7 protein-coding genes are annotated in these 14,265 nt (G+C 39.8%); 2 read left to right on the forward strand and 5 right to left on the reverse strand.

The window, feature by feature from the left end; translation table 11 throughout:
• Positions 1 to 3 precede the first annotated feature (3 nt).
• The 3 genes from LO761_RS06945 to xpt form a co-directional block, all read right to left on the reverse strand.
• Positions 4 to 774 carry a patatin-like phospholipase family protein gene (locus LO761_RS06945; protein WP_272817560.1) on the reverse strand — a complete coding sequence of 257 codons (771 nt, stop codon included), beginning with the start codon at positions 772 to 774 and terminating at the stop codon, positions 4 to 6.
• 143 nt (positions 775 to 917) lie between these two features.
• A complete protein-coding gene (fabD, locus tag LO761_RS06950; protein ID WP_272817561.1) occupies positions 918 to 1,805 on the reverse strand; it encodes an ACP S-malonyltransferase in 888 nt (295 codons plus the stop codon).
• Positions 1,806 to 1,935: 130 nt separating this feature from the next.
• A complete protein-coding gene (gene xpt, locus LO761_RS06955) occupies positions 1,936 to 2,508 on the reverse strand; it encodes a xanthine phosphoribosyltransferase (protein ID WP_272817562.1) in 573 nt (190 codons plus the stop codon).
• Positions 2,509 to 2,976: 468 nt separating this feature from the next.
• Here xpt and LO761_RS06960 point away from each other — a divergent pair, with 468 nt between their 5' ends.
• The gene (locus LO761_RS06960; protein WP_272817563.1) at positions 2,977 to 8,775 is read left to right on the forward strand and encodes a DUF4011 domain-containing protein; all 5,799 of its coding nucleotides are present in this window, start codon (positions 2,977 to 2,979) and stop codon (positions 8,773 to 8,775) included.
• Between the two features lie 27 nt (positions 8,776 to 8,802).
• A complete protein-coding gene (locus LO761_RS06965; protein WP_272817564.1) occupies positions 8,803 to 10,149 on the forward strand; it encodes a tetratricopeptide repeat protein in 1,347 nt (448 codons plus the stop codon).
• Positions 10,150 to 10,431: 282 nt separating this feature from the next.
• On the opposite strand, the gene LO761_RS06970 is transcribed toward LO761_RS06965, so the two are convergent.
• Positions 10,432 to 10,776 (reverse strand): hypothetical protein, encoded by a 345-nt coding sequence (locus LO761_RS06970; protein WP_272817565.1) that lies wholly within the window; start codon positions 10,774 to 10,776, stop codon positions 10,432 to 10,434.
• An 85-nt stretch (positions 10,777 to 10,861) separates the two neighbouring features.
• Positions 10,862 to 14,152 carry a hypothetical protein gene (locus tag LO761_RS06975; RefSeq protein ID WP_272817566.1) on the reverse strand — a complete coding sequence of 1,097 codons (3,291 nt, stop codon included), beginning with the start codon at positions 14,150 to 14,152 and terminating at the stop codon, positions 10,862 to 10,864.
• Between the last annotated feature and the right edge of the window lie 113 nt (positions 14,153 to 14,265).

A 14,265-nucleotide genomic window follows, 5' to 3' on the forward strand; every position in this document is an offset into this window, starting at 1 on the left:
ATATTATGTTAATTCTTTTTCTAATTTGCCTAATACTTTATTTGCTTCATCGTATCCTATTTTAAAGATCTCGTCTGCCTTTTCCAGTTGATTATTACTGAATTTCTCAAGTCCGGTAGGCTCAATGACCAAGTCGGCGATTTCTTTTTGAGGTAATGAGTTTGCTTGAAAAATAAAGTTATACGAACGGTTTGCTATAGATATCACATTCATATTGTACTCGTTGGCTATCAATCGACTGACGCTCAGCGCGATGATTGTTTTGCAACTCTTTCTGATAGTCGTAACCGGCAGGTTCATGAGTATTCCACCGTCTACATAATGGGTCTCTCCGATGGTAATAGGAGTAAAAAGAATAGGCATACAGCAAGAGGCTGCTATTCTATCCACTAAATTGCCTTTGGTAAAATGAACGCTTACGCCATGATCTAAATCTGTCGCGGTGATAATCAAAGGTATTTTCAAATCTTCGATATTTTTCGCGTGAAGTGTTTCTTTTAGGAATTCTTTAAAGTTCTTCAAGTCGAGTAATCCGCTGGCGCTTAATGAGAATGAAGTAAAATCTTTGAACGATTGATTATCAAATAAATTAACACATTCATAGGGCTCTCTTCCGTCAGCCAGTAGAGCTCCGCATAAAGCTCCGGCACTTACTCCGGAGATGATGCCCGGATGAATATCATGTTCTATCAGAGACTGTATCATTCCAAAGTGTGCGAATCCTTTTATAAATCCGCCGCTTAAGGCATATCCTATGTCATAATGTGGTTTCATTTGTTACGTGTTATCTTTTTGCAAAAGTACTGAAATATTATGAGAAAATGTTTTATGAGTAATAAAAAAGTAAGTGTTTGATATGTTATAAAAAAACGGACACATCAACCGATGCATCCGTTTCTCTTGATATAAAATGTACTTTATTCTATACTGTGTGCAGTAACATTCTTGTCTATACGGGTAATCATACCTTGTAATGCTTTACCCGGACCGCATTCCGTGAAGTCGGTCGCGCCGTCGGCAATCATGTGTTGAACACTGGCTGTCCAACGAACGGCAGAAGTCAACTGAGCTATCAAATTAGCTTTGATTTCTTTCGGATCGGTATGTGGCATGGCATCCACATTCTGATAAACAGGACACTTAGGAGTATTGATGACTGTCTTTTCAATAGCGGCTTGAAGCTCGTCTTTTGCCGGTTGCATCAACGGAGAATGGAATGCGCCTCCAACTTTCAGCACTAACGCGCGTTTGGCTCCGGCTTCTTTCATTTTTTCGCAAGCGGTGTTTATGGCATCAATGTCGCCACTGATAACCAATTGTCCAGGACAATTAAAGTTAGCCGGTACACATACAGCGCCTTCCTTGTTAACTTCGGCACAGATATCTTCTACTTTTTCATCGGGCAAGCCAATAATGGCAGCCATGGTTGATGGAGTTGCTTCGCAAGCTTTCTGCATGGCCATGGCACGGGCATAAACCAGCTTCAGACCATCCTCGAAAGTTAACGCGCCTACCGCAGTTAACGCGGAGAATTCACCAAGTGAATGTCCTGCTACCATGTCCGGTACGAACGCGTCGCCTAAACAGAGGGCTGAAATAACTGAATGGAGGAATACTGCCGGCTGTGTAACTTTTGTTTGACGAAGATCTTCATCAGAGCCGTGAAACATTATATCTGTTATTTTATAACCTAAAATAGTATCTGCCTTGTCGAAAAGTTCTTTTGCTAATGCTGAATTATCGTAAAGGTCTTTGCCCATACCCGGGAATTGGGCTCCTTGTCCGGGGAAAACAAATGCTTTCATCTTTCTTTTATCTATATTGGTTAGAAATTCGACCGCAAAGGTATTTATTCTAACTATATCTTCCAAATTTTCAGTTTTTTATCGAAGATGTGTCATGAAGATATAACGGATTTTACGTTTACTTAACATATCATTCCTCACGGATTTTAATCTCGCAATTGTCTAAACTTTCAATAATGGCCAATGATTCCACATGGATGCCGGCATTTCTAAGAAAATCGCCGCCATGCTGGAATGCTTTTTCTATAATAAATCCCATGCCGACCAGCTGAGCACCGCTTTGCCGGACTAAATCAATAACTCCTTTTGCCGCGTTTCCGTATGCTAAAAAGTCGTCAATAAAGAGTATCTTGTCGTCCGGAGTCAGGTAATCCTGACTGATGCAAACACTGTAGTCCCTGTCTTTTGTAAACGAATGAACGGTTGTGGTGATCATTTTTTCCATGGTCGACGGCTTCTTCTTTTTGGCAAACACTACCGGCAGGTTCATCAAAAAGCCGGTCATAATAGCTGGGGCGATTCCACTGGCCTCAATGGTAAGAATCTTGTTGATTTCGGTTGACGCAAAACGACGTATAAATTCCACGGCTACCTCTTTCATTAAATTCGGGTCCATCTGATGGTTAATGAAACTGTCTACTTTCAGAATTCCGCCGGAATAGCATTTACCATCTTTTAATATTCTGTCTCTGAGCTTTTTCATGGTATTTAATTTGGTTGCAAAGATAACATATTATCGTGTGATAAAGTTGGTTTGCATGTAAACTTGTGCAATTCGTTTAACGATTAATATGCCTGAGGTATTTTACACGACCGATCGATTTCTGTATAATTCGTCGGAATAGATTCAATCTGTATCTATCAACGTTTTGATGCGTATGAGTTGATTGTTTGATGCGCATGAGTTGATCGTTTGATGCGTATGACTTTATCGTTTGATACGCATGAGTTGATTGCCTTATACGTATCGAATAATAAAACCATACGGTGAGGCAGGTAACTTCATCAAATTAACTTGAAACGCGGTACTGATTATAGTGTATTTCCATGGGTATAAAAATTTCTTTTATTGGTTAACTTTGTTTTATATAACGTTAATCTGCCATCATACGATTATTTCTTTTCTATTTTGTATATTTGAGGCATTTAATATGATATTTCTATATATACTATGGTTGAGAGTACAGAAGAAGACTGCTTGTTTACCGGGAATCATAACGGAAGCATCCGTTTAGATTACTTGCCTTGCATAAATTACGCGATGATTCATAATCGTTATGCCGCTTTTAATTCGTGTGATTTGAGAAATAATGATGAAACCGATTGGCATAATGCGCGAATAATGGTAGATGGAACGATGATGAAGCATTCGGAGGTGGTGATGGATGTCGTTCCAAAAGGTCAGACCGTTCAAATTAATCAGTTGGAGTTAGAGCCGGATGTTCGCCGGTTGATGGAGTTGACGGAAGGAGTCCATACAACTTTTCAGTTAACCGTTCTGATTGATGGCGAAGAGGCAGTAAAGAAAGCATATCCTATTTATCTGATGGCATACGACCAGTGGACGGGATCTGCCATCCTTCCGGAATTATTGGCAAGTTTTGTTACTCCGAACGCGCCTGTTTTATCAAGAGTGGCAGTGAATGCATCGAAGTTCATGGAACAGTGGACAGAGAGTTCGGCTTTAGATGAGTATCAGACGCAGGATCCCAATCGAGTTCGTCAACAAGTTGCCGCAGTTTACGAGGCTCTTCGTTCGGAGTCGTTGGTTTATGCCGCGCCTCCTGCGAGTTTTGAGGAAGCCGGTCAAAGAATCCGCTTGGTTGATAAGGTGTTGTCCGAGAAATTGGGAACTTGTATAGACCTTACCTTATTATATGCTTCGGCTTTGGAATCCATAGGAATTCATCCGTTGCTTGTGTTGTTGAAAGGACATATTTTTGTGGGAGCCCGATTGACCACCGATATTTATACTCAGACAGTGGGCGATGATGCGTCTTATCTGTTGAAAGGCAGTGCAGATGGTATTAATGATATCGTTTTGGTTGAGTCAACAGCATTGACCGATTCACATCATATAGATTTTGAAACGGCTGTTGTTAAAGCTCAAAACGAATTGAAAGAAGGTGATTTCAAGTTATTTGTTGATGTTTATCGTTGCCGGCTGAATAACATCCGCCCATTGCCGCAACGTATTAATAAGGATGGAAATTGGATAATTGAGAACGACGGAGTGGAGCATGAGAACGCAACCAAAGAAGTTGGACAGCTTAGTCGTTACGATATAAAAATAGATGACAGTAAAGGGAAAGTGACCAAACAAATGCTTTGGGAACGTAAGCTGTTGGATTTCTCATTACGGAATAACTTGATAAGCATCCGCTTAGGGAAACGGACTATTCCATTTGTCTCCTTTGATATCGATCACTTAGAGGATCACCTTCAGGAAGGAGAGACTTATCAGATACTTCCATCACCATTCAAACAGGAGGTGGAGACAGATGCTTCCGGTATGTATGATTCGAGTAAGTATAAGCAACAGGTGGAAGAGTTGATTGTTAAGGACTTGGATGATAAAAAATTGCATGCTTATATGACGGAAGCAGAACTGCAGAATCGACTGAAGTTTATTTATCGTACTTCCAGAACGGCAATGGAAGAAAATGGTGCCAATTCTCTTTTTGTCGTATTGGGTGTCATGAAATGGTTTGAGACTGCAAAGAGTGTGAAGCCGCGGTTCGCTCCCATTCTTTTGTTGCCGGTTGATATCATTAGAAAAGGAGGTACCACCGGTTATGTCATTCGTATGCGCGATGAAGACGTAATGCTGAATATTACATTGGTTGAGTTGTTGAAGCAGCAATTTGATTTAAAGCTTTCCAATCTCGATCCATTGCCGAAAGATGACAGCGGGCTGGATATCAAACAAATATTTGCCATTGTCCGGACTTGTATTCGTAACATGAAAGGTTGGGATGTTTTGGAGGAATCTATGCTTGGCATTTTCTCATTTAATAAGTTTGTGATGTGGAATGATATTCATTCTAACGCAGAAAAACTTCGTGAGAATAAAGTGATATCCAGTTTAATGGATGGTCGTATTCAATGGCAAGAGGATGGTAAAGGTGTGGATGCCCGAAAGGTGGATAAAGAGATGGAGCCTTCTAATTTCGCTATTCCGTTGGATGTGGATTCTTCGCAAATGGAAGCTGTTATTGATTCAGGTGAAGGGAAGAGCTTTATTCTGCACGGTCCTCCCGGAACCGGAAAGTCTCAGACTATTACCAATATGATTGCGAATGCTTTATATAAAGGAAAGCGTGTATTGTTTGTGGCAGAGAAGATGGCCGCTTTGTCTGTTGTTCAAAAGCGATTGAAGAAAATCGGGTTGGATCCGTTTTGCTTAGAGATGCATTCAAACAAAGCGACCAAGTCACATTTCTTAGAGCAGATGAATCAGGCTATCGAAGCAGTTCATATTAAAGAACCGGAAGAATTTGCGAAGATTTCAAAGGAACTGTTTGAACGACGTAAGGAGTTGATCCGTTATATGGAGTCATTGCATCAATCGCGGGAGTCTGGGTTTTCTCTTTATGATTGTATTGCTAATTATCTATCCGTTAATGGGGAGGAGGTTCAAATTCCAACAGAGCTTATTGACTCTGTGACGAAAGATAAGTTGGATAAGCTCAGGGATGAAATGACAGATTTGGATACGGTAATGAAAGTAATCGGACATCCTCAGGAGCATCCTCTCCGTTACTTGAAACCTCGGGATGTCACTCCTGATTCGGCAACTAAAATAAAGAATTTATTAGAGGGATTTAAAAAACTGTTTATCGATATACTTCAGTACAAGCAGTTCTTTGCCGACCATTTCTTGATAGTTGTCCCTGATACATTGAACGGATTAGCTTGGATGAATAAAATGAGCGGGTTATTGGTTAACTTGCCTTTGCTGAACAAATCCATTTTAGATATATGTGCGAATCAGGGATTGCTTGATGAATGGAAGCATGTGACTGCAAGTGGAATGAAGAGAGAAGCAATAAAGAGCAGTTTGTCGAAGAGTTTTGTTTCTCAAATCTTTGATTTAGATGCTTTCGCGTTGCAAATGGAATGGAATGCAATATTAAACAAGTGGTTCTTGCCGAGATTTTTTGCTAAACGCTCGTTTGTCAGCCGATTGAAGGCTTATAATCCGTCGTTAAATGCGGATGCTGTTTCTCTATTGTTGCGACAATTGGTTGATTATCAAGGAGAGAATAAGATAGTTGAGAAGCACGCGAATGAATTGACAGAGATATTTGACCTGCTTGGGCGGAGAGATAATGAAAAATGGGAAGATATTCATAAGGTATTGGAAGTTGCTCCTCAAGTTTATCATCTTCTTCAAGAGTATTCTCAAAACACAGAGGTTCCGCTTGTTGAAGTACTTTCCGGCTTCAATCGTCAAATAGGAACGGACTGGAATATGTTTAAGCAGTCTTATGAAGATACGCTTAAGCGGATTAATGACTTATTTGCTCAATTGGATGCCGCAAATGTGGATCTTCAGGTATTGGCAGAAGCAAAGTTCCCACAAGAACAGATTCATATTAAGATACCTGCCTTGATTGATCAATGGATAAATCATTTGGGTGAGTTGAAAGATTGGTATCAGTGGTGTTACAGGGAGCGTGATTTTGTTGCTCGGAAGTTAGGGGCAGCAATGGATTATATTCTTGACAAACATAAAACAGGTAAGGAGGCTGCCGATGCTTTATTTAAGGGCGTTAGTCATCAGATGACTATGAAGGTGGTGAATACAGATAAGTCATTACAGTTGTTTAATGGTTTGCTGTTCGAGGGTGTGATAGACAAGTACCGCCGGTTGACTGCCGACTTTCAGGAAGTTACAAAGAAAGAACTTTATTACAAATTAGCTTCGCGTGTTCCTAATTTATTAATGGAGGCGGTGAATAGTTCGGAGTTGGGAATCTTGAAGCGGAATATTACCAATGGTGGTCGTGGTACAACCATTCGTCGTCTTATTGATCAGATTCCAAACCTTTTGCCGAAGCTGTGTCCTTGTATGCTGATGAGTCCTATTTCTGTGGCTCAATATATTGATTTGGACCGTGATAAATTTGATATTGTTGTATTCGATGAGGCTTCGCAGATGCCTACCAGTGAGGCTGTCGGAGCGATTGCTCGTGGTAAGACATTGGTGGTTGTTGGTGATCCGAAGCAGATGCCGCCTACCAGTTTCTTCTTATCCACTCAGGTAGAAGAAGAGGAAGCTGATGTGGATGATATGGAGAGTATCTTAGATGATTGTATCTCACTATCCATGCCTTCGCATTATCTTACATGGCATTATCGTAGTAAGCATGAAAGTCTGATTGCATTCAGTAATTCGCAGTATTATGATGGAAAACTATATACTTTCCCTTCTGTTGACGATCGCGTTTCTAAAGTCCGTTTGGTAAAGGTGGACGGAATTTACGATAAAGGCCGGACTCGTAGTAATAAGGCGGAGGCAGAAGCTATTGTAAAAGAAGTCCTCCGTCGCTTGCAGGATCCTGAACTGTCGAAGTTAAGTATCGGTATTGTTTCGTTCAGTGTTGTTCAACAGAACCTGATAGAGGATATGCTTACCGATGAGTTGTCGAAGTATCCTGATTTAGAAACACTTGCTTATCAAGGTGAAGAACCTGTTTTTATAAAGAATTTAGAGAATGTGCAGGGTGATGAGCGTGATGTAATTTTATTCTCTGTGGGATATGGTCAGGATGCAAGTGGTCATGTCTCCATGAACTTTGGTCCATTGAATAATGAGGGTGGCGAGCGCCGTTTGAATGTTGCCGTATCTCGTGCTCGTTACGAAATGATTATATTCTCTACACTTCGTGCAGAACAGATTGATTTAAAGCGTTCTAAGGCAAAAGGAGTAGAGGGACTGAAACGATTTTTGGAGTTTGCCGATCATGGAACTTCTTCTATATCTATCAGTCAGTCGAAGTTGACGCGGCAGAGTGAAATGGTTTCGGTTATCGCGAAAGAACTGGAAGCTAAGGGATATAAAGTGGATACGTTTGTTGGACGTTCCAACTTCAAGATTGACTTGGCTGTGCTCGATCCTAAGCATTCCGATACTTATCTGTTGGGAATTCTTACAGATGGAAAGAATTATTATGAGACCAAGACAACTCGCGATAGGGAGATTTGTCAGCCGAATGTGCTTCGTATGCTGAAGTGGAATATCATGCGAATCTGGTCGGTCGACTGGCTGGAGAATAAAGAGAAAGTTTTGAATCGAGTGGTGGATAAATTAGAGAGTTTACAAAGACCTATGGATAAAAAGGTAGAAGAAGCTCCGATTTACAAGGCTAAGGCTTTCAATATTTCCGATGAACCGGTCGTTGAATTGAAAAACGACAAGGAAATTGATTACAAATTTGCTAAAATGCCGATTCTGAAAGCGATTGGAATGGAAAATCTCGAAAAAAACGCTGATCGAATGAGCAAATATATCAAGGATATACTACAAGTGGAACAGCCGATGACCATGTCTTTAATATATAAGCGCGTCGCTTCTATTTGGGAAACAAAGGTTACCGTAAAACTCAAGCGCATCGTAGACGACCGAGTCCTTAGTACTTGTATCGTGGATCCGATGTCGCCTGCTGATAATCGAGTTATTTGGTTGGATTCTTCTATGTATAATCATTACCCGTATTACAGAATTAATTCCAAACGCGACGCAGGCGATATTCCATTGATAGAATATATGAATGCCGTTCAATTTATCATTGATCAGCAAATGGCTATTCCAATGGACGATGTGAAAAAGCTGACTTCTCAACTGTTTGGCTATGCCCGTCGTACTCCAATTGCTGATACGGCTATTGAAAAAGCAGTGAATGCGTTGATTGCTAAGAAGGTGTTGGTTATAGAAGGCGATAATGTGAAATCAGGAATAGTTTAATTATTGAACATAAAAAAACGAATGATGATGAAAAAGAAAATTTTTGTGACAATGGCAATGCTTGCTCTACTTTATGTGTTGCCTGTTCCTGCTCAGATTGTTTCCGATTCATACCCGTTACTAAAGGACAGAGTTGTTCGGGAAATGGAAGATTACAATTATGAGCAAGTTATTAATTTAGTTTCCGCGGATACGCAGGATTCGCTTTTGCTAACCTATAAAGCAAAGGCTCAGATGGCTATTAATCGGTATAGAGATGCTATTTCTTCATGGAGCGCATTGCCTGATGCCGATTCTAATATTCAATCGTTAGTTCATATTGGTGATTGTTACCGTTCTATGGGTAATTATTTGCAAGCCGCGAATTACTATCATCGGGTGTCTGATTTAAAACCTGAAAACAGTTTCTTCCGTTCGCTGCATGTACGTTCTCTTTTAAATGCCAACGATTTAAAAACGGCTATTGAGGCAACACATCAGTGGCTGGATAGAGATTCCACTTCGGCAGAGGCTTTTAAGTATTTAGGTATGGCTTATGAGGGACAGGATGATGTGGCTAATGCTTTTCTTGCATATAATCGGGCTTATCGCTTGGATTCATTGGATCAGCAGACGGTAGCTCATATCGCCGGTATATTCTTGGATAACAATCAGGTACAGGATGCTATCGATCTGACAGAGAATTATAGAAAGTCGGATACCACCGGTATAGATGTGAATCGTCAGAACGCCAAAGCATATTGTCTTAATAAAGATTTTAAGACAGCCATTCTGCGGTATGAAAGTCTTAAACGAGCCGGTGATCGCAGTTTTACTACTTATTACTATTTAGGAATGTCGTATTATGGTGATAACTGGTATTATGGGGCTTATGATAATTTGAAAGAGGCACATCGCTTGAGCCCTAATGATGTGGGTGTGCTATATTATTATGGAATGTCGGCTGCGTCAACGTCGTGGAAAGATGAGGGGGCTGATATGCTTGATAAAGCAGTTGAACTTTCTATGCCGAATGACAGTGTGATGTGTAAAGTGATTGATGCTTCGGCTGTTTGCGATGCTAAAGCCGGAAGATATAAAGAAGAGATTGAGCGTTTGAAAGCACTTTATTCTTTAACGAAAGATTATTATATCTATTATCGCATAGGTCGGTCGTATGATTATGGCTTAAAGGATTATTCAAAGGCTGTTGCTGCTTATGAAAAGTATATGTCCATGGTTCCTGAGGAGCGGAGAGTGGCTCGCCTGAAAGATGGTACACTTGTAGAGAACGCGCTTTCAAATTATCAGGTTGCGGAACGGCGTATAAAGGAAATAAAGGAGGAGAAGTTCTTCAGAGATGGATTTACCGATAAAGATAAACTTCAGAAGTGATAGGAAACTAATCTCAATTCGATGCGTATAAATGTGGAAAATGATGCGTATGAGTTGCTCGGTTCATGCGTATCATTTGTTAAACTCATGCGTATGAGTTGAACGATTCATGCGTATGAGTTGAGCGATTCATGCGTATCATTTTTTCCCTGTTTCTTTATGGAATTTTGAATTACCAAGGTGACTTATTTTTTCCCCGATGTAACCATTGAGGTATAGGCAATAAAAAAGCTGCTCTTTTTAGAGTCAGCTTTCTTTTTATTTGTCACGTTTGAATGAATATCAGTCTTGATAGGTAACCTTGTTAGGTAAATGTTTGTGATCCATATCACGACGACTGTGATAGATATTGTTTTCTTGTAGATAGAAATATTCTTGATTTCCTAAGAATTCAATATTAACCCACTCTTGATCATCATTCTTAACGATTTTCCACGTGCTGTCGTATGTTTTTCCATTGGGGAATGAAATCAATGCAGTAGAGTCGTTCTTTAATTCAAACTTAATACTATCTTGAGTTGTGAATGTTCCGGCGTATGGATGTTTTGGACTTGAACTTGATCCTCCACCGCATGAAAACAGTACCAATGTACAAATAACGAGTAAAGCTTTTAATAATCTTTTCATCTTATTCAAATCTAATTTCTATTATGTAAAAAAGAGAGTGTTCCGTAAGGGAACACCCTCTTTAATTTAGTTTATCTTATTCAGATTATTTACCTTGATTATCGTCAGTACCCTTGTTGCTCTTAACGAGAACTTCTTTGTATACAACGAATGTCTTCCATTTGTAACCGTAAGTTACAGGGATATACATCTTATAATCGTTGTTTACAGGAGTACCGCTATAGTTGTGGTAAGTCAAAGTTTCAGCATTTACCTTGCTTGGAGCAGCCTCAACTTTTGTATTAGCCGGCATCGGACCATCCATAACACCTTCTGTAGGAATTAAGTTACCATTGATAAGTTTCAAGTTTGTCTTAATATTGTCAACATCCCAGATAGCATCTTCTGCCTCATAGAAGTCACCTAATTCTTCAGCCAAGTTTGCTGGAGCGTTCTTTACTTTTGGTTTAACAACCGGATAGTATTTACCCTTTTCGTCAGCATTCCAAGACAGATATTTGTTAGCTTCTTTTACACTGATTGTGCTACCCTTGATAGTTGCGTCAGTGAAGTTATCAGTCTTAGGATTGTTGTGCTTCAACGGTTCGATGATGAATGCATCGTATGCTTTGATAACAACAGTGTGCGCATATCTTGCATTTACCGGATGTGTTTCTGAATCATTGCAAAGATCAGCAACCAACTTGATAGGAATCAATTCGCCTACAAGTGCCTTTGCGGCTTCTGTTGGGAATGAAACGTTATCACCATCCTTTGCCCAAGGTGCGTGAGTTGGGTTCTCTTCTTGCAACTTGATGTTGTATGTCAACTCAGCAGCATTCAACTGATTTGGTTCGTAGTTAACGATAGTTGCAGCCAATTCCTTATTGATATACAATTTCGGTGATTTGGTATCGTTATCCTTAACTGTCGCACGCATTTTCTTTGTCTTCTTTGTTGCTTTATCGAAGTAAGTGTATACATACTCTTTACCACTCTTCAACTTCTCTTCGTCAAATGTAAAGCGAACGCCTTCCTTAGCATAGCTTAAGTATGTGTTCTTTTTACGGTCAACACCCTTGAAGCCAGAAGCTACATTCTGGTAATCAGCAGCATAGTAATACTTGTTACCCGGTTTGTAAGTATAGGTTGCATTTACCAACTGACGATCAACAGTGAAGTAGATAGCACCGTCTGCGCCGGTTGTCGGTTTCTTACCCATATCATCCAAGAAACCATTCAACAGGTCAGTATAGATGTTACATGTTGGGTTGTTCTTAGTGTTAGCTGCCCAAGCCGGGTTAGCTTCCTTAGTATCGTAAACGATTGGGTTGACATTGAATACAGTCCATTCGTTTTGATTTCTCCAATAACGACCATCATAGCCCCAAAGAACGAATTCAGGTTTGTAGATCTTCTTAGTTACAGTGATAACCAATGTATTGGTTGTACCGCTCTTCCAGAAGAATGTCTTAGTGAATTCCATTGGTTTGCTGTTGTTCCAAGTATTCCAGTTAGGATATTTCTTAACAATGTCAGCATGAGTGATAGTCCACTTAATGTTATAAGATTCTACATCACCTTCTGTATTCTTAATCAATTCAACTTTACCCCAATCAGCCTTGTCATTAGGATCGAAACCGGAATCCAGATAAGTTGCGTGGAATTCAGCCTTAGTCATACCGCCTTTCTTAGCCTTATCATAGATCTGCTCATTCATTTCTTGAGTACCGATGATACTTACGAAATCATTGCATTCATAAAGTGATTCTGGGAATGTGTAAGCAAGCTTAGTTTCGCCAACTTCTTTAACCCATTTAACTTTGATATAACGGATAGCAATCAGGTTCTTGTTTACAAGATCCCATAATTCAGCACGAACAAGAGGTTCACGTCCTACAGCTGTTGCAGATCCACCGTCAATAGTATAAACTTTAGAAGTCATGATACCATCTTCAGTAAGATTAGCAAATTGCTGCTGGTCAGTCTTGTTAGAGTTACCTTCAGGACCACCTAATGTGATGTATGGAGCCTTAGCTAAATAGAACTTAAAGCCTAAGCCATAATCAGCGAAGTCTGCCAACTTCTCATGATTTGCATGATTCTTGAATTTATCAACGTCGTTTACACAAACTGTAACATATTTCTTCAAATCAAGTTCTTTGCTGTAATCAGCTTTGATGTCAACATATCTGTCAACTTCTGATTCATAAGCACAAATAGAGTCATGATAGTGAACGAAGAGACCATCTTTTCCAACTTCAGGGTCAGATGTTATTTCAACTTCGTCAGCGAAGAGGTTAGGTATGTGCTTATTGAATGAATGTTTAGCATTTGCGATATACGGAGCTTTGAAATATTCTTCAACGCGTACGTATTCAGAGTTAACTGCTGCGGCTTCTTCACCCTTAGCCAAGTTAGCTTTTGCTATAGGAGCTTTTAAAGAAACCATTGTGAATGTTTCTTTTCCATCGTTGTGAGCGCTACCCTTAGTAGTAATCCTTCCTGTAACAGTCTTCTTATACTGTACTTCCAAAACATCTTTGTTGATGTTATAAGCAGTTGGTTTAATTGGGGTGTTAACTTTAACCAAATCACCGGCAGCTCTTGTAACATTAGTTGATGTGATACTTTCAAATGAAGGCATTGTAATATCCTGATTACGAACGCCAAGATTTGGACTTACGTGGAAGTAAGCTTTGTTCTTCTCAGTAGAGATGTACACTTCCGGAGCCTTAGCGATGCTGATATGATCCAATACCGGACGAGACGCGTGGTCTTTCTTGTACATTACCTCATGCTTAGGAAGCGCGAAGTAAGATTGTGGAACGTACTGTAAAGATGTTAATGTGATAGCTGCAATACCGTTGATGTGTTGAGTTGTGATAACAGACAAACTTGTCAAACGGTGACCAATTAAAGCGGCAACTTCAGCAGATACTTGATCTACCTTAGATGTTGCTTTAGCAATCTTTTCATCAATAACTTTTTGCTGTGCAGGAGTAAAACCTTCAGATGAAATTTGTTTCTTCAACCCATCAACCTCATCTGCTACTGTTTTAACTTTAGCCTCTACAGTTTCAATAGTTGCGTACTTCTTTTCTGCGTCTTCAACAGCTTGCTTCAATTTTTTAACTGTTTCCGGATCAGCTGCGTTTGCTTTCTCCAATGCCTCTTTTGCAGTTGCGAGAGCTGTTCCAGCATCACCCTTTGCCGCGCTAATTGACGATTCCAACGCGCTAACCTTAGTGGTTAAATCGTCGGCTGAAGCTTTCTTGTCAATTTGCCCTTGCAAGTCTTTGATGTCATCATCGTAGTCCTTACAAGAGACAAATGTTCCTGTAGATGTTGCTAAAAGAGCACCAAACAGGATTGCACTTAAAAACTTTTTTTTCATAACAAAAACTTTTAATTAATAAATTTAAAAATAAAAAGTATATTTCTCATCTATTTCCAAATCATAACGCTTACCAAGCGTATCTCTCTTCATAGCTTTCGAATATATATGGT

Source organism: Phocaeicola oris, from assembly GCF_021295095.1.
GTDB classification, from domain to species: Bacteria; Bacteroidota; Bacteroidia; order Bacteroidales; family Bacteroidaceae; genus Phocaeicola; species Phocaeicola oris.

Bases quoted from the DNA above. Each gene is read 5' to 3' on its own strand.
- LO761_RS06945 (WP_272817560.1), bottom strand. From the start codon at position 774: ATGAAACCACATTATGACATAGGATATGCCTTAAGCGGCGGATTTATA.
- LO761_RS06965 (WP_272817564.1), top strand. From the start codon at position 8,803: ATGAAAAAGAAAATTTTTGTGACAATGGCAATGCTTGCTCTACTTTAT.
- fabD (WP_272817561.1), bottom strand. From the start codon at position 1,805: ATGAAAGCATTTGTTTTCCCCGGACAAGGAGCCCAATTCCCGGGTATG.
- LO761_RS06960 (WP_272817563.1), top strand. From the start codon at position 2,977: ATGGTTGAGAGTACAGAAGAAGACTGCTTGTTTACCGGGAATCATAAC.
- LO761_RS06975 (WP_272817566.1), bottom strand. From the start codon at position 14,152: ATGAAAAAAAAGTTTTTAAGTGCAATCCTGTTTGGTGCTCTTTTAGCA.
- LO761_RS06970 (WP_272817565.1), bottom strand. From the start codon at position 10,776: ATGAAAAGATTATTAAAAGCTTTACTCGTTATTTGTACATTGGTACTG.
- xpt (WP_272817562.1), bottom strand. From the start codon at position 2,508: ATGAAAAAGCTCAGAGACAGAATATTAAAAGATGGTAAATGCTATTCC.